Origin of the sequence: Pseudomonas cerasi (assembly GCF_027983475.1) — a bacterium.
Taxonomy (GTDB): Bacteria; Pseudomonadota; Gammaproteobacteria; order Pseudomonadales; family Pseudomonadaceae; genus Aquipseudomonas; species Aquipseudomonas cerasi.
Genome location: NZ_JAQJVM010000003.1, coordinates 287,054 through 309,692, shown reverse-complemented (window position 1 = coordinate 309,692; position 22,639 = coordinate 287,054). Strand labels below are relative to the sequence as shown.

Genomic DNA, 22,639 nt, shown 5'->3' with positions numbered 1-22,639 from the left:
TTACTCCGGCAGCAGGCTTTCGCCAGCGAACAGCTCGGCCACGGTTTCGCGACGACGCACTTCAAAAGCCTGGGAACCGTCGACCAGCACCTCAGCGGCACGGCCACGGGTGTTGTAGTTCGAGCTCATGACGAAGCCATAGGCGCCGGCTGAATGAACGGCCAGCAGATCGCCCTCGGCCAGCGCCAGCTCGCGACCCTTGGCGAGGAAATCGCCGGTCTCGCAGATCGGCCCGACGATGTCGTACGCACGAGGTTCGCTGTCACGCGGACGCACCGCCGTGACATCCATCCAGGCCTGATACAGGGCAGGCCGGATCAGATCGTTCATCGCCGCATCGACGATGGCAAAATCCTTGTGCTCGGTGTGCTTGAGGTATTCGACACGGGTCAGCAGCGCGCCCGCGTTGGCGACGATGAAGCGTCCCGGCTCGAACAGCAGCCCCAGGTCGCGACCGGCCAGTCGCTCACGCACGGCCTTGATGTAGTCGGCCGCCAGCGGAGGTTCTTCGTCGCGATAACGTACGCCAAGGCCGCCACCCAGATCGATGTGGTGCAGATGAATGCCGCAGTCGCCCAGACGATCGACCAGGTCCAGCAGACGATCCAGTGCATCGATGAACGGTTCGAGCGTGGTCAGTTGCGAGCCGATATGGCAGTCGACCCCGATCACTTCGAGGTTCGGCAGTTGCGAAGCGCGAATGTACACGTCTTCAGCCGCTGCAATGGCGATGCCGAACTTGTTTTCCTTGAGGCCCGTGGAGATGTAAGGGTGAGTGCCCGCATCCACGTCCGGATTGACCCGCAGCGATATCGGCGCACGAACGTTGAGTTCAGCGGCCACTTCCTGCAGGCGCTCCAGCTCGTCGGTGGATTCGACGTTGAAGCAATGCACGCCGACTTCAAGGGCGCGACGCATGTCTTCGCGGGTCTTGCCGACACCGGAAAAGACGATCTTTTCGGCTTTGCCACCTGCCGCCAGCACACGCTCCAGCTCGCCACGCGAGACGATGTCGAAACCGGCGCCGAGGCGCGCCAGGACATTGAGCACGCCCAGGTTGGAGTTGGCTTTGACGGCGAAGCAGACCATGTGCGGCATGCCGCTCAGCGCGTCGGCGTAGGCACGGTATTGCGCTTCGATGTGAGCGCGCGAGTAGACATAGGTCGGCGTGCCGAAGCGCTCGGCAATGGCAGACAATGCTACCCCTTCCGCGAACAGCTCACCGTCGCGGTAGTTGAAGGCGTCCATTGGAGTCCCTTAAAGGTGCTTGTGCGATTGCGATTTGGCTTGTTCGTCCGGGGTCTTGGTGTCATCCGGCAGATACAGCGGGCCTTTCTGGCCACAGGCTGTAACAAGACAAGCGACCGCGACAAGCGCAGCAAGCGAAGAGATCAGGCGCTTCATGGCGAAATCCTTTGTAAAAGCATTAATTGCGCCCGAGTATACCGACCACCCGGCACCTTGCCTATGCGAGCGGCGTCCCGTCTGGCGGGCCTTTGGCGTGAAAGCCGCAGCAGAGCGGTGGTTGATCGGATTAATACGATCGTGTGTTGCCAATGATGAGTAAGCTTTGCATTTGCCTGCCTGCGTCCGTATCTTGCCCCTCTGCGCTATTTGCAGACACTTATCGAGGTTCCCGCAATGAGTTTGACCGAAGCCCGTTTTCACGACCTCGTCGATGCGACGCAGCAGGTGCTGGAAGATGTTTTCGACGAGAGCGGCCTGGATGTCGATCTGGAAAACTCGGCCGGCGTCCTCACCGTCAAGTTCGAAAACGGCTCGCAACTAATCTTCAGTCGTCAGGAGCCGCTTCGTCAGCTGTGGCTGGCAGCCCGCTCCGGCGGCTTTCATTTCGATTATGACGAAGAGAACAGCCGTTGGGCATGCGACACCAGTGATGAGCTGCTCAGCGAAATGCTTGCGCGCATCACCCTTGAGCAAGCCGGCGTCGAACTGGATTTCGACGAGATCTGATCGTGAGCCAGTCCCCCGTTCGACCGCCCAAGCCGCTTTTCAGCAACGTCAGCCCGGCAGTAGCCTCTCCGTGTATCAGCCTGTGTCGGCTCGATGAACAGAAGGTTTGCCTGGGGTGCTTCCGTCATGTCGAAGACATCCGCGAATGGCGCTCGGCCGATGACGACCGCCGCCGCCAGATTCGCCATGAGGCCGATCAGCGTCGAGCCCGCGCCGAGGTTGATCAGGCCGCAGGCTGAAACCGCGTCGGGTTGTGTATTTATTGCGCTGTGTTAGTGTCAGGCCATGCCTCTGCAGATCAGGAGGCTCGTCAAACCCCGCCAATTGGTGGGGTTTTGTTTTATCAGGGAGAATAAAGGAGTCTGCCCAGACCATGACCACAGCACCTTCGATCATCCTCACCCGACTCGATGTACAGCGTCTTGAGAGCTTTATCGCCAGCCAGGACGAAGACACGCCGGGTATCCAGGCGTTGCAGGCCGAACTGGACCGCGCCGACCAGGTGGTTGGCCACGATGAAGTGCCTGCGGGCGTTGTGACCATGAATTCGCGTGTGCATTGCCGCGAAGAAGTCAGCGGCAAGGACTACCACCTCAAGCTGGTTTATCCACAGGATGCGGGCGCGGACGGCACCGTCTCGGTCCTGGCGCCAATGGGCTCGGCGCTGCTGGGCCTGCAAATCGGCCAACACATCGACTGGCCTGCACCGGGCGGCAAGACCCTGAAACTGACCTTGCTGGCAGTGGAGTATCAGCCGGAAGCGGCGGGCGAGTACGAGTAATCGAAGGCGCCGCATCCGCAGAGTGCGTCCGCATCCAGGATGCGGACGCAGAGCGTGCGGAACGATAGGCGCGCGAGGAAGGACAAGCGTATGTCAGGCCTGATCCATCGCCTCGTTCAGCAGCTTTTCCAGTTCGGCCTTGTGGCGCAGGAAGAGAATGCTTTGCCCGTGCTTGCCATCCAGCAGACCGGACAGGTCCAGGTCGGTGATGTAACAGCGATAGCGCTGGGGCTCCAGGCGTTTGCCGAGGATTTGCTGCGCGACGGCGGCGTACAGTCGATCGCCGTATTCCAGTTCTGAAAACTCGCTGTTGTCGCAGTACAGGGTGGCGTTCAGTTGCCCTGGCGAGGTTTCCTCGATGATTGCCTGCACGTCGTAAAACGCCTTATCCACTGCAATCGGCACCAGTCGATGTTCGACACGTCGTGCAGGCCCTGCACCGGAGGGTAGCATCTGATAGTAAAGGGTTTCCAGCGTAACCGGCGCGGACGGATCATCCAGCGGCAATGAAGCGCCGCGGCGATAAACCAGCGCGTTCAGAAAGCGCTGCAGCGGCACCAGCAGGCTTTGTTCATCGTGATACGGCAGACGCTGGTGCCAGAGCGAATTGTGTTCGTCGAGTACATACAGGTCAGCATCCGGCTCGTTGACCCGGTAGAACACCTGAATGCACTCCGGCTGACCCAGCGGCAGGATCAGGGACAGATCGTGATCATCGAGTGCCTGCGGGTCCAAGTGCAACGGGCTGTAGGACGACAGTTCCTCACCCAGGTACTTGAACAGACCCGGCAGGCTGTTGACCACCACATGTCCGATCTGACCCGGCTTCATCTCCAGCACGTGATACTGCTGCTGCACCTGAATCAGGTAACGGTGATTGAGCCGCCTCTCCAGTAACAAACGCGCCGTGCCGATCAGTTCTTCAACACGCTGGGCAATCGCGGGCGCGCGGTTGTGGCAGAAGCAGCGCACGTGAATCTGCGGCTGCTTACCACTCTGCGGCAGGCTGCCGAGCAGTTCGCTCATGCAGTCGAGCAGGGCGTGCGGGCCGTCGTAGCGGCTGACCAGGGTTTCGTTCCAGGTATTGAGGGTGATCTGGTCCAGCGTCAGCACCAGATTTTCCCGGACACCCGCATAACTGAGCGAGTCGGTGCGCTCGGTGGTCATCAGAATATTCAGGTCGCGGTGATGCCTGAGCGGATCGACGCCGACATTGATCAACAGCAGGATCTCACTGGGCGTGCTGGGCATCAGCAACGCCTCATCGCTGACCTCGGGCAGAGGCAGTTGAATGCTCTGCTGCAAGGCGCCCATCAGGTTGAACAGCTCGAACTCGCTCAGGTCACTGGCGCCCGGGTGCAATGCCACGCGGGTGGTGCTGTCGATCACGGTATTGCGATGGCACCAGGTCAGCAGGTCAAGCAATTCACGGCTGCGTTTGATGGGTGAGAAATTCGGCCACTCATGAATGCCCAGATTGCCGTTGAACAAGGCCCACTGATGCTTGCCGGGCTCGCGCTTGTCGGGGGAATGCACCAGCGTCAGCGTATCTTCGGCAAGGTCAGGGGCGATGCCCGGGTTGATGAACTCGACCTTGCCCGCCTTGCGCTCAAAAGCCGCATAAAGGCGCCGCCCCAGAATAGTCAGGTCGCGGGCGTTGAGCGCATCGGCAGTGCTTTGCGTTTTGGCGAATCGGCTCTGAAAGCGGTAGCTGTAATTCAACTCGTTGACCAGTGCGCGGCGCTCGCCGGCCACCTGGCGGACTTTCCACTGGCTGCGGCTGTCGAGGAGCGCCAGTTGTCGCTCGTCCCAACCCCACTCCGTCGTCAGGCGTTCCAGCAGTTGACGCTGCCAACCGACGTTGCGCAGGCGGGTCGACCCGGTGAGCTTCTTGTTGACCTTCAGGTACAGACTACGCCGCACCAGCTCCAGGCGCTCCGGCTCGTTACGTGCCTGAAGGTGCTCCTCGATACGCCGGTACACGACCACGTAAGGGTCCAGCTCATCCGGGTCCAGTTGATTGGCGAACACCGCTTGCTTGAAACGCAGACTCAGGCACTGCACGCGAGGATGCTCGCTGGAATAGACCTCGATCAACAGCAGCTTGAGCACAGACTTGTAGGGCGACTCGATGCCTTTGAACAACTGCCACAATCCGGCACCGATGAACTCGGCCGGAGGAATGTGCGACATCGGACCGAGATCGAGCACCTCGCTGGCGCGGATGAAGCGCTTGCTCAGCAGGGTATGGGTGTAATCCTCGTAATTCTGCTCCTCATAGACCGGCACCAGCCACCACATCGGGGTGCGCCCGGCGAGCCAGATCGCCGTGCGATAAAACTCGTCGAGCAACAGGTAATGCTGAGTAGTCCCGCAATCGTCCGAGCTGAGCTGCGAATCGCGCTCGCCACTCTTGAAACGCTGTGGGTCGATCAGAAAGAAATGCGCCTCTGCGCCCATCGTCGCAGCCCAGGCTTCAAGTGCCTGGCATTTCTTGCGCAGTTCGGCGATAGCCTCCGGGTCCAGCTCGCTGTCGTGGCAGACCCAGACATCCATATCGCTTTGTTCAGCCTGAGCCAGTGTGCCGAGGCTGCCCATCAGAAACAGGCCATGAATCGGCTGGGGCGGGTTGCCGTGCCGGGCCTTGTAGGAAAAGGAGCGTGTCAGCCGCTGCGCCTCGGCCAGGGCCAGCGTGTCCGGCTCGTAATGCGAAACGCCAGCAGGCGTGCTGCCGGAAACATAACCGGGCAACAGCGGATGATTGACGTGAAAGAACAGCGGCAGCAGGGTCAGAACGCTCTGCTGGCGAGTCGACATACCTTCCAGCGCACGCGCGTATCGCCCGTCGTTGAGCGACAGGAAACGGTTACGCAGCTGGCTGAGAACCTTGCGGTCGATGCCCTCATCCAGGTCGGGGCGAATTTCAGGATTACGCGTCATCGCAACTCAAGGCATCTGGCCTGTGCAGGCGTGGAATTACCGAGAAAGATGGCGGAGAAGGTTTGCAGCCGAGGGAAGCGGATCCGGTCGGATGGTTATTCTGGCGCCAACGTCCTGTATCGACTGGCGCTCGAATAAGTGAAGGGCCTGCCACGCTTTTTTGTGCGCAGGCCCTGCGCCTGTCAGGCAGCTTGTTTAGAGACGTTGAGGATGGTCAGCAATGATTGGGCATGCTGGGCGGCCTCGAGCCCGAGGCTGGTCAGATAACCGCCATCGACCTGGGTCGTCAGCCCTTTATCGAAGAGTCTTTGTGCTGCTGCGACGGCCGTGGGTGCCGCTACATGGTGGACTTTGAGGCCTTCCTGGGTGTTTCCCAGATTGAACAGTGCAAGGATTTCCAGTTCGGCAACCAACTCAGGGGTATACGACATAGGTACTCCAGACTTTTTGTAGTAGTACGACCTCACCGGCTGGTGGGTGTGCTCTGGAATCGACGTGTCCGATCTGCGCTCGTCGGTTCTGGATGACCGTTAAAGCCGGTTTGGCGTGTGGCCCCGGAGGATCAAGCGGCAGCGGGGCATTTGCAGTGTAGTCAGCGTCTGAAGTGTTTGCAGCATATATCTTGCTGGCATGCTCGGACCGCAGGATTACTTTTCCGGCGGCAGGTCGGGCAGGGCGCGCAGCGCTGCTTCATACCATTGAGTGTCGAACGGACGGTCCTGCTCCAGCAAGGCATCGATCTCGATAGCCAGCACGTGGGCCATCATCTCCAGAATATCCTCACGCTCATAGTTCACCAGGGTCAGCATGTTGAAGACCGCTCTGGCTGCAGGCGGATTACCGGCTTCGATCTGGTTTTCGATGGCTTCGATCAGGGTCGAGGCAGCAAAGTCTTCTTCGTCATTATCAATGTCGTCGGTCATGGTCAATCCTCAGGTAAGGCAGGCAGTCTAACCGGCGACCTGAAAACAACAAACCCCGGAGGTCCGGGGTTTGTCAGTACATTGGCGAAGATCAGTCCGCTGTCGGCTGGCCCATCGGTACAGGCTCTTTGCTGCGCCAGTGCGGCAGGGATTCCCAGTAGCGTTCGCCCTTGGCATCGTCGTACATGCCTTCCCAGCGCGAAATGACCAGCACTGCCAGCGCATTGCCGATCACGTTCAAGGCGGTACGCGCCATGTCCATGATCCGGTCGACACCGGCGATGAATGCCAGGCCTTCCAGTGGAATACCGGCGCTGCCCAGGGTCGCCAGCAGCACGACGAAGGAAACGCCCGGTACACCCGCGATGCCTTTGGAGGTGACCATCAGGGTCAGTACCAGCATCAATTGCGCGCCAATCGACAGGTCGATGCCGTACAACTGAGCGATGAAGATCGCTGCGATGCTCTGATAGAGCGTCGAGCCGTCGAGGTTGAACGAGTAGCCCGTAGGCACCACGAAGCTGCAGATCGCCTTCGGCGCGCCATACGCCTCCATCTTCTGGATCACGCGTGGCAGCACGGTTTCGGAGCTGGCGGTGGAGTAGGACAGAATCAGCTCGTCCTTGAAGATGCGCATCAGCTTGATGACCGAAAAACCGAATGCACGAGCGATCAACCCCAGCACCACAAAGGCGAAGAAGGCGATGGCCACATAAACCAAAATCACCAGCTTGGCGAGCGGCAACAGGGAGGCGAAACCGAAGTTAGCGACAGTCACCGCAATCAGGGCAAACACGCCGATCGGCGCGTAGTTCATGATCATGTGAGTGACCTTGAACATGGTTTCCGAGACACCCTGAAACAGTTTCACCAGCGGCTCACGGACCTCGGCCTGCAGGCTGGAAAGCCCCAAACCGAACAGCACTGAGAAGAAGATGATCGGCAGCATCTCGCCACGCGCCATGGCAGCGAAGATGTTGGACGGGATCAGGTTGAGAATGGTCGCGATAAATGCGTGATCGTGCTGAACTTCGGCCGTAGTCTGCTGATACTTGGAGATGTCAACGGTGCCCAGGGTGCTCATGTCGATGCCGGTGCCCGGATGGAACACGTTAGCCAGCACCAGGCCCACCAGAATCGCGATAGTGGTGACGACTTCGAAATAGAGGATGGTCTTGAGACCGATACGCCCCAACTTCTTGGCATCGCCCACACCTGCGATGCCGACGATCAGCGAGGCAACAACGATAGGGATAACGATCATCTTGATCAGACGAATGAAGATATCGCCTGCGGGCTGCAGGATGTTGGTGATCCACCAGGCTTTTTCTGCGCTGAAATGATTGAGTAACGCCCCCACAGCGATACCCAGTACCAGTCCGATCAGAATCTGCCAGGCCAGACTCAGCTTTGCCTTCTTCATATTATTACCCTTGTTCAAAGTGGCTTGGGCACGTCCAAAACCAATGCGCCGAGCTGCTTTTTTCACAGCAGTTTCGGGGCAGAAGCTCCCTTTGGAAATGTCCCGAGAAGGTCACCGCAGACGAGCATCCCAGCTCTGTAGCAGGCGAAAAAAGTCGCAACTATTCCCATGGCGTGCGTATACGTCTAATGCCGTAAACGACTACCTCATGCATGATCGGCATACAAATACGGGAGAAATGTGTTGATTTATGTCACGCGGGAGGATGGCTATTCGGCGCGAAGCTGGCTATTACGTCGCCTTAAGCTGAACAGGGGGATACGGGTACAAAGACGCGATGCAAAGACCCGGACTCGACTACCAGGCCTATTTACCTGATGTACGGTAGCTGAGAGCCCAGGCCAGTCTGTCCGCAGACAGAACGCCGGCCCGAGCAATCTGAACGGGTGCGGGACCCGTCAGCCCTTACCTTTGGTACGGGTCATGTGCGGGCCGCTGTTTTTCTCGAGGTACTCGATGATCATCCCGGCCACGTCCTTGCTGGTGGTCACTTCAATGCCTTCCAGGCCAGGCGAGGAGTTGACCTCCATCACCAGAGGGCCGTGATTGGAACGCAGGATATCCACACCCGCCACGCTCAGTCCCATGACCTTGGCTGCACGCAACGCGGTCATGCGCTCTTCAGGCGTGATCTTGATCAGGCTGGCGCTGCCACCGCGGTGCAGGTTGGAGCGAAACTCGCCCGGTTTGGCCTGACGCTTCATCGAGGCAATGACCTTGTCACCGACCACGAAGCAGCGAATGTCGGCGCCGCCCGCTTCCTTGATGTACTCCTGAACCATGATGTCCTGCTTGAGGCCCATGAAGGCTTCGATCACCGATTCGGCCGCCGTGGCCGTTTCGCACAGCACCACGCCGATCCCCTGAGTGCCTTCAAGTACCTTGATGACCAGCGGCGCGCCATTGACCATCTGGATCAGGTCGGGAATGTCGTCGGGCGAGTGAGCGAAACCGGTGACCGGCAAGCCGATCCCCCGGCGTGACAGGAGTTGCAACGAGCGCAGCTTGTCCCGCGAACGGGCAATGGCGACCGATTCATTGAGCGGAAACACGCCCATCATTTCAAACTGACGCAACACCGCACAGCCATAGAAAGTCACCGAAGCACCGATGCGCGGGATCACCGCATCGAAGCCCTCCAGAGGTTTGCCGCGGTAGTGGATCTGCGGCTTGTGGCTGGCGATGTTCATATAGGCGCGCAGGGTGTCGATCACCACCATCTCATGGCCACGCTCGATGCCAGCTTCGACCAGACGACGGGTGGAATACAGACGCGGATTACGCGAAAGCACAGCGATCTTCATGCAACACCTGAGGAAGTAGAGGCCGGGAACACCGGCTTGTCTTGTACGTAAGTTATGCCCGGATTGACCACCAGCTGGCCGTCGATCAGAGCCTTGGAACCCAGCAGCAGTCGATAACGCATCGACTTGCGGCAGGCCAGTGTGAATTCCACCGGCCAGATACGATCACCCAGGGCCAGCGTGGTGCGAATGACATAACGCACCTGCGCCTGACCGTTGGAGCTTTTAATGGTTTTCATGGCAACCAGTTGCGCCTCGCAGCGACGATGGCGCAACTGCACCACCGTGCCAAGATGCGCGTTGAAGCGCACCCATTTCTGGCCATCGCGTTCAAAAGGTTCGATTTCCGTGGCATGCAGACTCGACGTGCTCGCACCGGTATCGATTTTTGCCCGCAGGCCTGCCACCCCCAGATCGGGGAGCGCCACCCACTCGCGCAGGCCGATGACTGTCAGATGATCGAATGTCTTCAATGTGATTCCGTACTTCTCAAGACTTCTGCCAGGCCTCGGGACTTATCCGGGCCAGGGCTTTGAATGCAGGTTTTGCGAACAGATAACCCTGCATCAGGGAAATGCCGCAGTCGGCGAGAAAGTCCCGCTCCTCCACCTGCTCTATACCTTCGGCAATCAGCTTAATCCCCAAGTCCGAACACATTGTGACAACCCCACGAACAATGGACTGACGCGCGCGATTGCGGTGAATGTCGCGGATCAGGTTCATGTCGAGCTTTATCAGGTCGGGTTGGAAATCCGCGAGCAGCGTCAGCCCGGAATACCCGGCCCCGAAATCATCGATGGCGGTCATGAAGCCGAACTCGCGATACTCGCGCAGAATGTTGCTCAAATGACCATTGTTGTTCACATGTTCGCTTTCGATGGTTTCGAAAATCAAACGCTCGATAGGGAAGTTGTGTTGCCTGGCGGCCTCCAGCGTACTGCGGATGCACAGCTCGGGACGATACACGGCGTTGGGCAAGAAGTTGATCGAGAGACGCTCGGTCATGCCCAGTTTCGCGGCACCAGCAATGGCGGTGGTGCGACAGCTTTGATCGAATCGATAGCGGTTCTGGTCGGTGACCTGACTCAGGACTGACATTGCGCCCTCGCCATTAGGCCCGCGAACCAGCGCCTCATGGGCGAAAATCGACTGGTCGTGAAGGTTCACGATCGGCTGATAGGCGTAGTCAAACGAGAAATCCAGCTCTGGACTGCCAGTGCATCCAGCACACCCTTTTCTAGGGGCGGTCAACGAAGTTGGAAAATCTGTCACGTCGCGCTCCATTTAGGTGTGGGGCAATAAAAAGATGAATAGCTGTTTTTGACAAGTACATATCGGTTACTTCATGTTCATGGCGGCGTAGAAAAAGGGGGCGAGCGTGTGCCGTCGCTTTGTTTATCTGGCCTGGTAAAGTTCAGACTGTCACATTGATGAGGAATTCAAATGGCGCAAAAGCCAGAAGAAGACGATAAGGTCCGCCTGGATAAATGGCTCTGGGCCGCGCGCTTTTTCAAAACACGTGCGCTGGCCAAAGCGGCTATCGAAAGCGGCAAGGTGCACTGTCGCGGCGAACGTTGCAAGCCCGGCAAGGAGCCGCGTATCGGTGACGAGTTTCAGATTCGCATGGGCTTCGACGACCGCACGGTGGTGGTCGAGGCATTATCCATCGTTCGGCGTGGCGCGCCGGAGGCTCAAACGCTGTATCACGAGACGCCCGAGAGCATCGCCAGACGCGAGAACGCGGCGGCTCAGCGCAAGGCCGGCAACCTGGGTGTAACCACCGACGGAAAGCCGACCAAGAAGCAACGCCGGGAGCTTTTCGGTTTCCGCGCCAGCCAGAGCAACGACTGAAACACTGCACCGGGCAGCTCCGGCTATCAGTCCGAAGTGCCATCCAGCTTGGAAGCGCACCGGATAGCTCCTAAAATGCCGGTCAATCCGCATGGCCCACGGCGCTTTCGAGTGCCGGACGGCGTTTGCTCAGCCGCGTGCCATCCATTGTCATTACTTCAGATACCTTTCCTACCTATGCATGATTTCCCGGACATCGATTTCACCCAGCGCTTCATCTTCGACGAAAGCGACGTTCGCGGAGAACTGGTCGCTCTGGAGCGCAGTTACGCCGAAGTGCTCGCCAAGCATCCCTATCCGGAGCCGGTCGCGCAGTTGCTCGGCGAACTGATGGCGGCGGCTGCGCTGCTCGTCGGCACCCTCAAATTCGACGGCCTGTTGATCCTGCAGGCTCGCTCCAGCGGCGCAGTGCCATTGCTGATGGTCGAGTGCTCCAGCGAGCGTGAGTTGCGTGGCATCGCTCGCTACGACGAATCGCTGATCAACCCCGGCGCGGGTCTTCAGGACATGATGCCTGACGGATCGCTGGCGCTGACCGTCGACCCGCGCCAGGGCCAGCGTTATCAGGGCATCGTGGCGCTGGACGGGGTCGACTTGTCGGAAAGCCTCTCCAACTATTTCGTGATGTCCGAGCAGTTGGGTTCGCGTTTCTGGCTCAAGGCTGACAGTCACCGTGCGCGTGGCTTGCTGCTGCAACAATTGCCCGCCGCGCAGATCACCGACGCTGAAGAGCGTGATGCCAACTGGGAGCATGTCATCACCCTGGCCAACACCCTCACGGCCGAAGAAATGCTGAGTCTGGATAACCAGACCATCCTGCATCGCCTGTTTCACGAAGACCCGGTTCGCCTGTTCGATATTCAACCGATCTGCTTCCGTTGCAGTTGCTCTCGCGAACGATCTGCCAATGCGCTGGTCAGTCTCGGGCTGGAGGACGCGCAGCAATTGGTTATCGAGCACAACGGCACGATCGAGATCGACTGCCAGTTCTGCAACGAACGCTATCTGTTCGATGCCACTGACGTCGCGCAGCTGTTTGCTGGTGGCGGTGTCGATTCGCCATCTGACACGCGCCATTAATCATCGCGTAAAGGGCCTCAGAATACGGTGTGGGCCCCTGTAATGCTGTTCTGACAGGAGGGTCCTACCATTTCCGGGCATTTCTGGCATAATCCGGCCCACTTTTACGCTGTAGTAGTGGTTGTTTTTTTACTACAAAACCGTTTGGAGCACTCGGCCACAGGCCGACGGGGAACCTCATGACGCAAACCAACAACGCTGTGTACACCGATCTGAGCACCGACGAACTGGTCAAGGAAGCCCTTGCCCGCAAAGAAGGCGTACTTTCCGATACTGGCGCACTGGTTGTGGAGACAGGCCATCGTACTGGCCGTTCGCCGGTCGATCGTTTCATCGTTGAAGAGCCGAGCACTCAGGACGCCATCGCCTGGGGCCCGATCAACCGCAAGTTCCCGGCCGAGAAATTCGACGCCCTGTGGAACCGTGTCGGTGCGTACCTCGCCGAGCGCGAGCGCTTCGTTTCCCATGTTCATGTAGGCTCCGATCCTGCGCACTACCTGCCCGTCAAGATGACCACCGAGACTGCGTGGCACAATCTGTTCGGCCGTTGCCTGTTCATCAACCCTGAACAGTACAACCCGGCTGGCAAGGACGAGTGGGAAATCCAGAACGCGCCATGGTTCGTTTGCGACCCTGAGCGTGACGGCACCAACTCCGACGGCACCGTGATCATCAACTTCGCAGCCCGCAAGGTGCTGATCGCAGGCATGCGTTATGCCGGCGAAATGAAGAAAGCCATGTTCTCGGTGCAGAACTTCCTGCTCCCGGCTTCCGACGTTCTGCCGATGCACTGCGCAGCCAACATGGGCGAAGAGGGCGATGTAACCCTGTTCTTCGGCCTGTCCGGCACCGGCAAAACCACCCTGTCCGCCGACGAAAGCCGTTACCTGATCGGTGACGACGAACACGGCTGGGGCGAAGGCGTGGTGTTCAACATCGAAGGCGGTTGCTATGCCAAGTGCATCGACCTGTCCGAGAAGAACGAGCCGGTCATCTGGAAAGCCATCCAGCACGGCGCGGTACTGGAAAACGTCGTACTCGACCCGGTTACCAAAAAAGCCGATTACGCCGACAGCAGCCTGACCCAGAACAGCCGTGCGGCCTACCCGCGCGAACTGATCGAAAAACGCGCACCGAAAAACCTCGGTGGCGAGCCGAACGCCGTTATCTTCCTGACCTGCGACCTGACCGGCGTACTGCCGCCTGTGTCGATCCTCAGCGAAGAACAGGCCGCCTACCACTTCCTGTCGGGTTACACCGCACTGGTCGGCTCGACTGAAATGGGTTCGGGTTCGGGCATCAAGTCCACCTTCTCCACCTGCTTCGGCGCACCGTTCTTCCCGCGTCCGGCTGGCGAATACGCAGAACTGCTGATCAAGCGCATCCGTGGCTTCAAATCCAAGGTCTACCTGGTCAACACCGGCTGGACCGGCGGCGGCTACGGCGTCGGCAAGCGCTTCAACATCCCGACCACCCGTGGCGTGATCGCAGCGATCCAGAGCGGCGCACTGATCGGTGCCGAAACCGAGCACCTCGACACCATCAACCTCGACGTACCGAAGTCGGTACCCGGCGTCGATACCGGCCTGCTCAACCCACGTAACACCTGGGCTGACAAAGCCGCCTACGACGAAGCAGCAAAAGCACTGGCTGGCCTGTTCGTGGAGAACTTCAAGAAGTTCGACGTGAGCGACGCCATCAAGGCTGCGGGTCCGAAGTTGTAAGAAGCTTTAATTAGCCTCTTTAAAAAACCGCCTTCATCAGGCGGTTTTTTTTGGTCCTGGAATTGAGTACTTGATGTAGGCCCTTTCAGATTGCGAACCGACGATTGAATAGCGTCCGCACAACCTGCGTGGAAATGTCAGCGTTGGCATCTGTCATTTATTATCTTGCCTATGTGTGTGGCCCGGTTTTATTACAATATTCTTTACCAGAGCATTGAATTTTTTACTGTGGTAAAGATCAAGGCACTTTAATAAATCAAACTTTACGCCCTTTACCTCAGACCCAGCCAGAGGGCTTGTATAGTCTCTGGCTAAATACTTATCAATGAGCGCTTCCACTGCATCAGGGCTTTTCTAAAATCCGTAATAAGCCCATTCGTATGAAGACCAAAATTATAGGGGAAGCCTTGCGCGAATCCATTCCAAGCGTGTAGGAGGCATAGTGATTGCGTGGTCTTTCTGCTCCTTGTCGTCTTGATAGGTGATACTGTTTTCAGAAACCTTAAGCGGCTCATGTCCGGGCTGGCCGTCCCAAAAGACCCTATAGTACCTTCTGGCTAATAGCTCGCCTTGATCGTCGAAAATAGTCAACCGGACCCTCTCCATGCCATCGCCATTAAAAAGGCTATTGTTTACTCCGACTCCGCAAATGCTTATCACAAACGTCTTATTGTCAAAGTTTTTTGTGCCGCCGTTTAATTCTTTGGTGTGGTTGTAGCTTTGGCAGTCAGTGCTGTCTAGCACGTTGAATGCAGCGGAGTAAATAACCAAAGCAGTCAGCATGAAAATAAAGAAGAAAAAAGACCTGAGGTACATTTTTCTTACATGGGTTCTGGGGGTTTGCATAATGTATCCAGCTTTATGATAATAGGCTTTTTTAGTTTATGTATTTCAGGTCTGCTGTAAATCATAAAATCGCCACCTCGACCATGCTTTTCTCTCCACTCACTATAAGAGCTATTGTACACAGGCCAGTAAACATCTTTCTCCATAAATTTTCTGACAACACCTGTTCTCTTATCTACTGGCTTGTCAATCTGCCCGCCAGGCAAATAGTCCCAATTGACTTTAGTTTCAGCTATAGGGGCACTACCCATATTAGTATGAATTTTCTTACCGTCAACAAGATCACTGACAACAGCAGAGTAGGAAAGAATCATGTCATTTTTGTTCCAGTGCCCCAGATATTGACTATTGCCATCATTTTTGTCGTTAAAGGAATAGTTATCTTTCAGGTAGGTATACACACTAGTGATGGTCGCCGTAGCTTCAGCGCAAAAAGTTTTGGTTCTGCCTTTATCGTCATATCTGTAGAATTTTTCCACAGCAACTTCAACCATGCCAATAGCAGCATAGATATTAAAATTTCCGAGCGTGGCAGTGAGATCAGTTAAACTCAGGCCGTCAAGAGTGTTTCGTGTTGATATTGCCTGAAATTGAATTTGCCAGTCAATATGAAACTGCCTGATATCCCTTATCCAAGGAGACGTATCAAAGGAAAGATTTGCTGCCGAACTAGAATCATCGAATTTATTTTTTACATGCTTGAGGATTTTTTGTTTAGCACCTGCAATTGCTTTTTCAGAGTAAATTTTTTCTTCAACCAATTCATTAAATTTTTCTGCTACGCTTCCATACTTCAAAGCCCATTTTAATGTCACTGTTGTGTCATCAATGGGTTGAACTGAATTGGGTTGGTCATTGTAGATATGCTTAGGGTTAGCGAACCACCGTCTGGCGATTTTGGCAGCTGTCGGCCAACCTATTTTGTCCATAGCCAAAGGAACATCCTGAAGATCGAACTTTGGAAGCTTTTCCTTATCTTCCGCATCGCTCTCTAACGTATAGGGCTTTGAGGGTTTGGTTTCCCCGGAGGATGGTTTATTACTTTTAACTTCAGTAAGCGATCTCTTACCTTCCGCTTCTGTTTTTTGCGCTATGAGTTGCTTTTTACTGCGCTCTGTGGGCTTTAAGACTACTTGACCAGGCGCGCAACGATCATAGGAGATTTTTTGTGAAGTATTGATGGGGATAGCACCTTCTAGGCCATCATTTTTTTTCCATACTTTGCCACGAAAAATAGACCGTTTCATCGTGTAATAAGGTATTTTCTTTACTTCAGCCATAAACCCTTTCCTTGGTAAAACAATCAAATCCCAAATCCGCTCAGCACCTCTTGCGCAGCGGCAGGACTGCCGGAGCAAAGTAATGCAGGTCTGCATTGTTTAGCCTGTGTACCCAAACCGTCAATTTCGCTGCACACCGGAGTATCAATTCTCTCTCTCCATGTGACTCGATTAACATTGTGAGCTCGCACGTCCGCGACGTTTGACCGCGTGATGGATGGCCCAGCCTGTGCCGTTCATGCGTCGAAAATTCTGCCCATATGGCTATTGCTTCGGCCACAGCGCATTAGGCCAGTGATCAGCTCAATCGCAGCGGTCGGGAGTTGTCCACCCCGAGTGGTGGAGGGGCAAGACTGATCGCCTGATTCAACGGCAACCGTCGTAACCGCGAGGTCGCCGAAGCCATGTTGTAATTAAACATCTTCGAGTACGTTCCCAAATGCGCCCCCGGAAATGCTCATGAAGACGCCTCGACTTGTCGGGGCGTTTGCTTGTCTGGAATACTGATTTCCATTTGTGACGATGACAAGGAGGTGGCTTGTGACAGCGACCGGAATTCAGGTACGTCGTTTTGTGCCGAACGATGAGCAAGGTGTGTCGGCATTGATCCTGCCCATCCAGCGTGAAGAATTCGGTATCCCCATCACCGCCGAGGATCAGCCTGATCTGAAGGCGATTCCAGAGTTTTACCAGACCGGCACCGGCGATTTCTGGGTCGCGGTGCAAGGTGATCACGTCGTCGGCAGCATCGCGCTCAAGGACATCGGCTCAGGGCAGGCAGCGCTGCGCAAGATGTTCGTCGCCGCGCCGTTTCGCGGCAAAGAGTTCTCGATTGCAGCCAAGCTGCTGGACCGTTTGATCGAAGAGTCGACTCGCAAAGGCGTGACCGAAGTGTTTCTGGGTACAACCGACAAATTTCTCGCCGCACATAGATTTTATGAGAAGCACGGTTTCCAGGAGATCGCAAAGGAGGATCTGCCTGCGAGCTTTCCGCTAATTGCGGTGGACAGCAAGTTCTACGTGCTGGGTCTGAACCCTGAGTAAAGCTGTGGCCGCAGCTCAGCCCAACGGATTAAACCCGCTCGCCGCACTGCAATAGCGTTGGCGAGTGGCGGATTCAGCGAGACGCTTGCACTGCTCCTTGAAATACACCTTGGCACCCTTGCGACACTCCCGGTATTCGATTGAGCCTCTACGCCAGTTGTGGCACACGCTGGTGCCGTCGATTTGAGCATCTGTAACGATCCATTCAGCGTGATAGGTGCGCTTCCTGTCCCACTGCCACACAACGGCCGACTCAACGAATTGCGCCGCTGCGAGCCTTGGCTGCGGCCTTTGCTGTTGTGCCTTGTAGTGGCTCATATAGCTCGCAGACACCATGCCCTGTGCGGTTGAATTTCGAACTGTCTCTTGGCCTTTGCCAAATCGACAGGTAGCGACTGTTTCGTCGATGAGATTATCCGGTCCCATGCACTCAGACAGTGTTTGGGGGCGGCCCGGCGTCTCGTGTAGTGGTAGCGGAGCAACGGCTGAAGCGTCGGCATCGACGAAAGCAGAAGATAGCGCAGGCGCGGCATCGATTGTTTTCGGCAAATGCCGGTAATGAAACAGGCCGTAAGCGCACAGCCCCATCAGTAAAAGCACCATCAATAGATAGTGCTGGAACGTCGGAGCACTCCTTGACTTGCGGCGCTGAGCACGCGCAATTGTGTCTTCCTCGTCGACACTCAAGTTCTCGGAAGCGTTACGGCGATTCTTCATGTCTTGCAATCAAGCCTCCTGAATATCTGACTGGCTTTTCAGCGTGTTGAAAATGTCCATCGCCGAGCTGTCCCCAGATGTAATGTTGGCGGCGTAATGGGCGGGGTATTGGGCTTTTTCTATGGGTGGCAGCTGATCGTAATGGGCGAGAAGCATGACCAGCGTTTGAGTACTTTTGCCGGTTTCGTTGTATTCGTCGGTATAGCGTTTACACATCGCCCTGTTCCAGTTTTCCTGTTGAACATGGTTTTCGGACGAAGCCGCGCTTCTCTCATTAATGGTGAAGTCGCCACTTTCGTCATACATAACCAACCTCAATTGATCCTGAGATAAGCCTGCGAACGGGTTGGTGCCTGATCCATTCTTGAACGAAGTCGCCTGCCTCGCTCTTTCGAGCCTCGCAGGGTCGTCCGTATCCGGAATCTCTGCGTCGTGCAGTTTCCTATTGGCGTGATAGCTGTTGCCTGCAATTTTGTCACTCATACTGTTTGCCAGAGACCTCAGGCTTTTGAAGTCAAGACTGCTGTCGCGAGCCTGAGCTCGTGCGGCACTACTACTTAATTGACGGGACAATGTCGAGAAAGTGGCACCGTCAATAGCAGATGCAGAATCAAGTTCTTTCAGGCTGGAGTTTAAAGTCGTGGCGAAGGTGCTTTTCTCGACAGTCGTTAGTGCAGTTTTATGGGTGAGGTGTGTGAGGGATGTTGTATCAATCATGCTGCGTCCTCGCGGCAGAGGCCAATCCATGGCTTTATATTCACTCTTTATATCGGCCCAGCCAGACACCGCTTTAGTTTTCCGCTGAAAAGCGTGCGTATCAAAATGCGACACGCACGCTCCGGGGGCTTATTTCATGGTGAATTCAGCAGCCCACGCGTAGGTGGACAGATTGGTGGCGCGAGACGTCGCCGCGCAGACAGCGCCGCCTTCAGAATTTGCAGTCCGGTTCCATTTCGGCACCTTGGCCCCGCCTGCACCGGGAAGCTTTATGAAGGTGGTCGAGAATACGCAAACCTTGGACCCCATGACGTAGCGAACACTGGCGTAGCTGGTATCCGGCGAGAGAGTGCTTTGCACCGAGTAAACATTTGAATCTCCAATTTGGACTTTCGGAGCAATAGCCGTTCTGGCATTAAGCCGAGTCGACATTTCGTTGCGAGTGACCGGCTTATACTCCGCCACCTCCGTTCCAAGATTCTTGAACGTCACAGTGACCGGGGGTCCCGCTTGCGCCGTAACGCTGGTGCACAGTGTTGCAAAAGCAAGGGAAGCCAATAAGGTCTTGTTGGTTTTCATCGGGAATAACCCTTGAGTTAAATGAGTAATTTCATATTGATTTTGAATAAGGTAAACGCGAGACGAAACGGGGTAGCGGTCGTTCGTGCCCATACGGATCGTTCAGCTTATAGCGTGTCGCGGAGGGTTAGTAAGTCGTGCGCACAGTGAATGCGTCGGTCGGATAAAGTAGCTCCAGTCAACATGATAGATAAAGGTTAAGCGATGCATAAAGCGCATGACTGCCTTGATGGGCCCGTCAGGAGCAAGTTTTAACTTACTGAAATTAGTTATTGTTTTTTAACACAAGCGACACGGAAGGCAAGTAGGAAACTTCTGATTCTTCGTGCATTGGCGAAAGAAATTTTTAATTCTTGTCTTTTAGCGCTGCATTGGATTAACTGCGCTGGCGAGAGCTAAACATGTAAGTATATTGCGCCCTGCAAGGCTGAAGGGCGCAATAACTTTCTTCACGTCACCGCATAAAACTTGCGCACATACCCCGTGCTGGTCCATTTGCAGGGCGCGCCCTGGGCGACGAATACGGTATCGCCGGTATTCACACTCAGGCTCGGGCCGTTTTCCAGGCTCAACACTACGCTGCCTTCGATCAGGTTCATCAGTTCATGGATCTTGTGCGGCCGCGAGATGCGCTCGTAGGGTGTGGAGTCCCAGACGCCGATGCGCAGGGTGCTGGCGCTGTCTTCGAAGAGGTTGTTGCTGCGGCACTGCGGCAGCGCGCTGATCATGATCGCCGGGTCTGGCGGTGAGGACGGTGTGAGCATGGCGAGGCGGTCCAGGGCGGTGACACCGGGTTTGTCGGGGCCGCTGGCCTGAGTGGATGCGCAGAACGCCCAGAGGCTGTCCGGTTGCGCTTCGATACGTACTTGAGTGCCGCGCCCGATCACGGCACTTTCGCCGGTGCTGATGGTGATGCTGCCGGTGCCAGAGGTCAGCGTGACGCTGCCGCGATGCATCACCAGCATTTCGGTGTAGGGGTAGGCCTCTATCGAGAGCGCCGTACCCAATTCAACGATGCCAGCCGCAATACCCTGTTCATCGACAAATGCCGTGCGGCGGCCACTGTCGAACGGGTCATGCGCATCAATGGGGCCGGTGGTGAATTCGGTATCTACAGGGCTGAGGTCAGCGCGGGCCAATAGCAGGACTGTGGGGTGGGGCATTGAGTCGGGCTCCTGAAGTTGAAGAGTGGCTGATCGTTCCCACGCTCTGCGTGGTAATGCCTTTCGTGACGCTCTGCGTCACATGCTCAAGACCGGACGCAAAGCGTCCAGAACTGCATGCCAACGCAGAGCATTGGCACGATGATGTTCTTCCAGGCGATCAGCCGATCGCCTGGGTAATCAGCGCAAACTGGCGCACACCCTGACTGGCTTGCGGGACTGCGCCCATGCTCATGCAGGTCACGCTATCGACGCGCTTGAGGCCGGCGTCCTCCAGCCAGTCGGCCAGGCCGCTGTCGGTCGGGATGTCGATACGTACGAAGACATAAGGCACGCGGGCCAGCAGTTCTCCGATCATGTGTTTGGCCTGGTCGACGCTCTGGGCGACGACAGGGCCGAGGCACAGGCCGCGGCCGAACGGGCGCAGCAGAGCAAAGGCCTGTAACTGGCCGTCGTGCTCGATGCCGACGGCGTGCTCAAGGTTGTTCAGCACATCGCCCAGCGTCACCGAGCGGTCCATGCCCGAACCGGCGTTGGCCAGTTCCAGCACGCGAGGGTGGTCAGCCTCGCTCAGCCCCCTGCAACGTTCCTGTGCCTTCAATTCGGTGGTGCCGGTCGGTTGGGCCTGCCCCTGACGCTGCTGGATCTCGCCAAAACTGACAAACCCCATCTTCGCGTAGAGCGGCGCACCCGCCAGTGTGGCGTTGAGGACCGCCGTGCGGGGCGCGACGCAGCCGACGGCCAGCTCCATCAACTTGCGACCAATGCCCTTGCCCTGATAGTCGTCGCTGACGATCACCAGACCAATGGTGGAAAACTCGCCCTGATGGCAGGCAAAGGCACTGCCGATCAACCGCCCGTTGTGTACCGCGACAAAGCCTTGGGCGACACGTTGCAGCATGGCCCAGTCCTCAAGCCGATGCGGCCACTTCAAGGCGATGGATAACTCGTGCGCGTTGCCGACGTCGGCTGCGGTCATGGGGCGAAATTCAAAATCGAGGCGTTGCTGAGCGAGCATGACGTGTCTCCGTCCAGAAGGATGCACAGGCAATAAAAGGATGCGTCAGGCATGTTGTATCCCACCTGCTGCGGACGGTGACAAGAGGGCTGCACGCATTCGGCAGATTCCACGAAGTGCCGTTCGCCAGACCACAGTTACTGCTTAAATCGGCGCGGCCTCCGGCAGCAAATGCTTAGGGTTTTCACCCCGTGTTCAAGCCTTTTATATAGGGCTCGGAGTTTGTCGCCCGCCAAGCGCTGTCGCGGCGCAGTTTCTGCGGCGCAAACCCGCGGGTTTGAGCCCGAGCGCCCTGAAAAGGGTCATAAAAGCGCCGAAAACCGGGCTCTGCCCAAGGCTGGAGCGCCCCGCAAAGTCTGCTGAGCGCGCACCTCAAAACGGTGGTTTCTATCAAGCAGCCATCACTTTTAACGCCATCTGCTGATTTCACGGTGTTGTAATGAGGTTGTGCTGCAGCGTGCATCACCGCCCCTGAACATCAGGCCGGATTGCTCGTCATGCCATGACCTCAACGAACTTTCAGGACCGCACACAATGAGCTTTCTTCGACCAAAATTCATTACGTTCGACTGCTACGGCACCTTGACCAATTTCCACATGGGCACCATGACGCGCGAGCTGTTTGCCGACCGCGTTGCGGCCGAACAGATGGATCAGTTCGTCAAGGATTTTTCGGCGTATCGTCTGGATCAGGTCATGGGTGACTGGATGCCGTACGACGAAATCCTCAAGGTCGCACTGGCTCGCACCTGCAAGCGCTGGAACGTTGAATACCGCGAAGAAGGCCAACTGTATTACGACGCCGTGCCGACCTGGGGCCCGCACGCCGATGTGCCCGCCGGCCTGTCGAAAATCGCCGACAAGATCCCGCTGGTGATTTTCTCCAACGCCAGCGACAGCCAGATCATGTCCAACGTCGAAAAGCTCGGCGCGCCGTTCCACAAGGTGTTCACCGCTGAACAGGCCAAGGCCTACAAACCGCGTCTGGCTGCTTTCGAGTTCATGCTCGACAACCTGGGTTGCGGCCCGGAAGACATCTTGCATGTGTCCTCAAGCTTCCGTTACGACCTGTTCTCGGCGCATGACATGAAGATCAGGAACAAGGCATTCGTGGCGCGTGGTCATGAGCAGCCAGCCAACAGCAGCTTCGAATACCACCAGATTCCCGATATCGGCGGACTGGCCGGGCTGGTCGGCTTGTAAGCCAGGCCCGGC

24 protein-coding genes and 1 pseudogene are annotated in these 22,639 nt (G+C 56.6%); 8 read left to right on the top strand and 17 right to left on the bottom strand.

Annotated features, from left to right (window positions below; translation table 11 throughout):
* Entirely contained in the window at positions 1-1,248 is a 1,248-nt protein-coding gene (gene lysA, locus PI739_RS17615; protein WP_003425829.1) for a diaminopimelate decarboxylase, read from the bottom strand.
* A gap of 9 nt (positions 1,249-1,257) precedes the next feature.
* Complete coding sequence (gene lptM / locus PI739_RS17610) at positions 1,258-1,404, bottom strand: LPS translocon maturation chaperone LptM (protein WP_002555817.1); 147 nt, start codon at positions 1,402-1,404, stop codon at positions 1,258-1,260.
* Between the two features lie 237 nt (positions 1,405-1,641).
* Between lptM and cyaY the strand changes: the two genes are divergently transcribed.
* The 3 genes from cyaY (at position 1,642) to rnk (ending at position 2,755) form a co-directional block, all read left to right on the top strand.
* Positions 1,642-1,974, top strand: a complete 333-nt coding sequence (cyaY, locus tag PI739_RS17605) for an iron donor protein CyaY (RefSeq protein WP_002555818.1) — start codon at positions 1,642-1,644, stop codon at positions 1,972-1,974.
* A gap of 2 nt (positions 1,975-1,976) precedes the next feature.
* The gene (locus PI739_RS17600; RefSeq protein WP_003318094.1) at positions 1,977-2,213 is read left to right on the top strand and encodes a DUF1289 domain-containing protein; all 237 of its coding nucleotides are present in this window, start codon (positions 1,977-1,979) and stop codon (positions 2,211-2,213) included.
* A 134-nt stretch (positions 2,214-2,347) separates the two neighbouring features.
* Entirely contained in the window at positions 2,348-2,755 is a 408-nt protein-coding gene (gene rnk, locus PI739_RS17595; protein ID WP_003367560.1) for a nucleoside diphosphate kinase regulator, read from the top strand.
* A gap of 93 nt (positions 2,756-2,848) precedes the next feature.
* On the opposite strand, the gene PI739_RS17590 is transcribed toward rnk, so the two are convergent.
* The 7 genes from PI739_RS17590 to rimA form a co-directional block, all read right to left on the bottom strand.
* Positions 2,849-5,695, bottom strand: coding sequence for a class I adenylate cyclase (locus PI739_RS17590; RefSeq protein WP_058416108.1), 2,847 nt, complete (start codon positions 5,693-5,695; stop codon positions 2,849-2,851).
* Between the two features lie 182 nt (positions 5,696-5,877).
* On the bottom strand, positions 5,878-6,126 hold the full coding sequence (locus PI739_RS17585) for a TIGR02647 family protein (RefSeq protein ID WP_003367562.1): 249 nt from the start codon (positions 6,124-6,126) through the stop codon (positions 5,878-5,880).
* Positions 6,127-6,342: 216 nt separating this feature from the next.
* A complete protein-coding gene (locus PI739_RS17580; RefSeq protein ID WP_003344493.1) occupies positions 6,343-6,618 on the bottom strand; it encodes a hypothetical protein in 276 nt (91 codons plus the stop codon).
* A 91-nt stretch (positions 6,619-6,709) separates the two neighbouring features.
* Positions 6,710-8,041: a glutamate/aspartate:proton symporter GltP gene (gene gltP / locus PI739_RS17575; protein ID WP_003367565.1), complete on the bottom strand. Its 1,332-nt coding sequence runs from the start codon at positions 8,039-8,041 to the stop codon at positions 6,710-6,712.
* A 458-nt stretch (positions 8,042-8,499) separates the two neighbouring features.
* Complete coding sequence (gene rimK, locus PI739_RS17570) at positions 8,500-9,405, bottom strand: 30S ribosomal protein S6--L-glutamate ligase (protein WP_003318100.1); 906 nt, start codon at positions 9,403-9,405, stop codon at positions 8,500-8,502.
* On the bottom strand, positions 9,402-9,878 hold the full coding sequence (gene rimB, locus PI739_RS17565) for a retropepsin-like aspartic endopeptidase RimB (RefSeq protein WP_003367567.1): 477 nt from the start codon (positions 9,876-9,878) through the stop codon (positions 9,402-9,404). Before rimB ends, rimK begins: the two co-directional genes overlap by 4 nt.
* 16 nt (positions 9,879-9,894) lie before the next feature.
* The gene (gene rimA / locus PI739_RS17560; RefSeq protein ID WP_003367569.1) at positions 9,895-10,677 is read right to left on the bottom strand and encodes a S6 modification regulatory phosphodiesterase RimA; all 783 of its coding nucleotides are present in this window, start codon (positions 10,675-10,677) and stop codon (positions 9,895-9,897) included.
* 171 nt (positions 10,678-10,848) lie between these two features.
* On the opposite strand from rimA, the gene PI739_RS17555 reads away from it, so the two are divergent.
* The 3 genes from PI739_RS17555 to PI739_RS17545 all read left to right on the top strand — a co-directional run bounded on the left by PI739_RS17555 (position 10,849) and on the right by PI739_RS17545 (position 14,060).
* On the top strand, positions 10,849-11,256 hold the full coding sequence (locus PI739_RS17555; protein WP_044310511.1) for an RNA-binding S4 domain-containing protein: 408 nt from the start codon (positions 10,849-10,851) through the stop codon (positions 11,254-11,256).
* 177 nt (positions 11,257-11,433) lie between these two features.
* A complete protein-coding gene (gene hslO, locus PI739_RS17550; RefSeq protein ID WP_003367572.1) occupies positions 11,434-12,336 on the top strand; it encodes an Hsp33 family molecular chaperone HslO in 903 nt (300 codons plus the stop codon).
* A 179-nt stretch (positions 12,337-12,515) separates the two neighbouring features.
* Positions 12,516-14,060 (top strand): phosphoenolpyruvate carboxykinase, encoded by a 1,545-nt coding sequence (locus PI739_RS17545; protein WP_003367573.1) that lies wholly within the window; start codon positions 12,516-12,518, stop codon positions 14,058-14,060.
* 153 nt (positions 14,061-14,213) lie between these two features.
* On the opposite strand, the pseudogene PI739_RS17540 reads toward PI739_RS17545, so the two are convergent.
* The 3 genes and pseudogenes from PI739_RS17540 to PI739_RS17530 form a co-directional block, all read right to left on the bottom strand.
* A pseudogene (locus PI739_RS17540) lies at positions 14,214-14,438 on the bottom strand (T6SS amidase immunity protein Tai4 family protein); the annotation flags it as partial.
* Positions 14,439-14,453: 15 nt separating this feature from the next.
* Positions 14,454-14,906 (bottom strand): hypothetical protein, encoded by a 453-nt coding sequence (locus tag PI739_RS17535; protein WP_058416107.1) that lies wholly within the window; start codon positions 14,904-14,906, stop codon positions 14,454-14,456.
* Entirely contained in the window at positions 14,882-16,186 is a 1,305-nt protein-coding gene (locus PI739_RS17530) for a DUF6402 family protein (RefSeq protein ID WP_271352068.1), read from the bottom strand. Before PI739_RS17530 ends, PI739_RS17535 begins: the two co-directional genes overlap by 25 nt.
* A gap of 540 nt (positions 16,187-16,726) precedes the next feature.
* Here PI739_RS17530 and PI739_RS17525 point away from each other — a divergent pair.
* Positions 16,727-17,230: a GNAT family N-acetyltransferase gene (locus tag PI739_RS17525; RefSeq protein WP_058416105.1), complete on the top strand. Its 504-nt coding sequence runs from the start codon at positions 16,727-16,729 to the stop codon at positions 17,228-17,230.
* 15 nt (positions 17,231-17,245) lie between these two features.
* Here PI739_RS17525 and PI739_RS17520 read toward each other — a convergent pair whose 3' ends face one another.
* The 5 genes from PI739_RS17520 to PI739_RS17500 all read right to left on the bottom strand — a co-directional run bounded on the left by PI739_RS17520 (position 17,246) and on the right by PI739_RS17500 (position 21,424).
* Positions 17,246-17,818 (bottom strand): hypothetical protein, encoded by a 573-nt coding sequence (locus tag PI739_RS17520; RefSeq protein WP_054078464.1) that lies wholly within the window; start codon positions 17,816-17,818, stop codon positions 17,246-17,248.
* A gap of 138 nt (positions 17,819-17,956) precedes the next feature.
* On the bottom strand, positions 17,957-18,664 hold the full coding sequence (locus PI739_RS17515) for a hypothetical protein (RefSeq protein ID WP_271352176.1): 708 nt from the start codon (positions 18,662-18,664) through the stop codon (positions 17,957-17,959).
* A gap of 129 nt (positions 18,665-18,793) precedes the next feature.
* Positions 18,794-19,243: a hypothetical protein gene (locus PI739_RS17510; RefSeq protein ID WP_044295756.1), complete on the bottom strand. Its 450-nt coding sequence runs from the start codon at positions 19,241-19,243 to the stop codon at positions 18,794-18,796.
* A 449-nt stretch (positions 19,244-19,692) separates the two neighbouring features.
* A complete protein-coding gene (locus PI739_RS17505; RefSeq protein WP_054082336.1) occupies positions 19,693-20,406 on the bottom strand; it encodes a cupin domain-containing protein in 714 nt (237 codons plus the stop codon).
* Between the two features lie 160 nt (positions 20,407-20,566).
* Complete coding sequence (locus tag PI739_RS17500; RefSeq protein WP_054082335.1) at positions 20,567-21,424, bottom strand: GNAT family N-acetyltransferase; 858 nt, start codon at positions 21,422-21,424, stop codon at positions 20,567-20,569.
* 534 nt (positions 21,425-21,958) lie between these two features.
* Between PI739_RS17500 and PI739_RS17495 the strand changes: the two genes are divergently transcribed.
* On the top strand, positions 21,959-22,627 hold the full coding sequence (locus tag PI739_RS17495; RefSeq protein WP_003367579.1) for a haloacid dehalogenase type II: 669 nt from the start codon (positions 21,959-21,961) through the stop codon (positions 22,625-22,627).
* The last annotated feature ends 12 nt before the right edge of the window (positions 22,628-22,639 follow it).

Bases quoted from the DNA above. Each gene is read 5' to 3' on its own strand.
- lysA (WP_003425829.1), bottom strand. From the start codon at position 1,248: ATGGACGCCTTCAACTACCGCGACGGTGAGCTGTTCGCGGAAGGGGTA.
- lptM (WP_002555817.1), bottom strand. From the start codon at position 1,404: ATGAAGCGCCTGATCTCTTCGCTTGCTGCGCTTGTCGCGGTCGCTTGT.
- cyaY (WP_002555818.1), top strand. From the start codon at position 1,642: ATGAGTTTGACCGAAGCCCGTTTTCACGACCTCGTCGATGCGACGCAG.
- rnk (WP_003367560.1), top strand. From the start codon at position 2,348: ATGACCACAGCACCTTCGATCATCCTCACCCGACTCGATGTACAGCGT.
- PI739_RS17590 (WP_058416108.1), bottom strand. From the start codon at position 5,695: ATGACGCGTAATCCTGAAATTCGCCCCGACCTGGATGAGGGCATCGAC.
- PI739_RS17585 (WP_003367562.1), bottom strand. From the start codon at position 6,126: ATGTCGTATACCCCTGAGTTGGTTGCCGAACTGGAAATCCTTGCACTG.
- PI739_RS17580 (WP_003344493.1), bottom strand. From the start codon at position 6,618: ATGACCGACGACATTGATAATGACGAAGAAGACTTTGCTGCCTCGACC.
- gltP (WP_003367565.1), bottom strand. From the start codon at position 8,041: ATGAAGAAGGCAAAGCTGAGTCTGGCCTGGCAGATTCTGATCGGACTG.
- rimK (WP_003318100.1), bottom strand. From the start codon at position 9,405: ATGAAGATCGCTGTGCTTTCGCGTAATCCGCGTCTGTATTCCACCCGT.
- PI739_RS17555 (WP_044310511.1), top strand. From the start codon at position 10,849: ATGGCGCAAAAGCCAGAAGAAGACGATAAGGTCCGCCTGGATAAATGG.
- hslO (WP_003367572.1), top strand. From the start codon at position 11,434: ATGCATGATTTCCCGGACATCGATTTCACCCAGCGCTTCATCTTCGAC.
- PI739_RS17545 (WP_003367573.1), top strand. From the start codon at position 12,516: ATGACGCAAACCAACAACGCTGTGTACACCGATCTGAGCACCGACGAA.
- PI739_RS17535 (WP_058416107.1), bottom strand. From the start codon at position 14,906: ATGCAAACCCCCAGAACCCATGTAAGAAAAATGTACCTCAGGTCTTTT.
- PI739_RS17530 (WP_271352068.1), bottom strand. From the start codon at position 16,186: ATGGCTGAAGTAAAGAAAATACCTTATTACACGATGAAACGGTCTATT.
- PI739_RS17520 (WP_054078464.1), bottom strand. From the start codon at position 17,818: ATGGGGCTGTGCGCTTACGGCCTGTTTCATTACCGGCATTTGCCGAAA.
- PI739_RS17515 (WP_271352176.1), bottom strand. From the start codon at position 18,664: ATGATTGATACAACATCCCTCACACACCTCACCCATAAAACTGCACTA.
- PI739_RS17510 (WP_044295756.1), bottom strand. From the start codon at position 19,243: ATGAAAACCAACAAGACCTTATTGGCTTCCCTTGCTTTTGCAACACTG.
- PI739_RS17505 (WP_054082336.1), bottom strand. From the start codon at position 20,406: ATGCCCCACCCCACAGTCCTGCTATTGGCCCGCGCTGACCTCAGCCCT.
- PI739_RS17500 (WP_054082335.1), bottom strand. From the start codon at position 21,424: ATGCTCGCTCAGCAACGCCTCGATTTTGAATTTCGCCCCATGACCGCA.
- PI739_RS17495 (WP_003367579.1), top strand. From the start codon at position 21,959: ATGAGCTTTCTTCGACCAAAATTCATTACGTTCGACTGCTACGGCACC.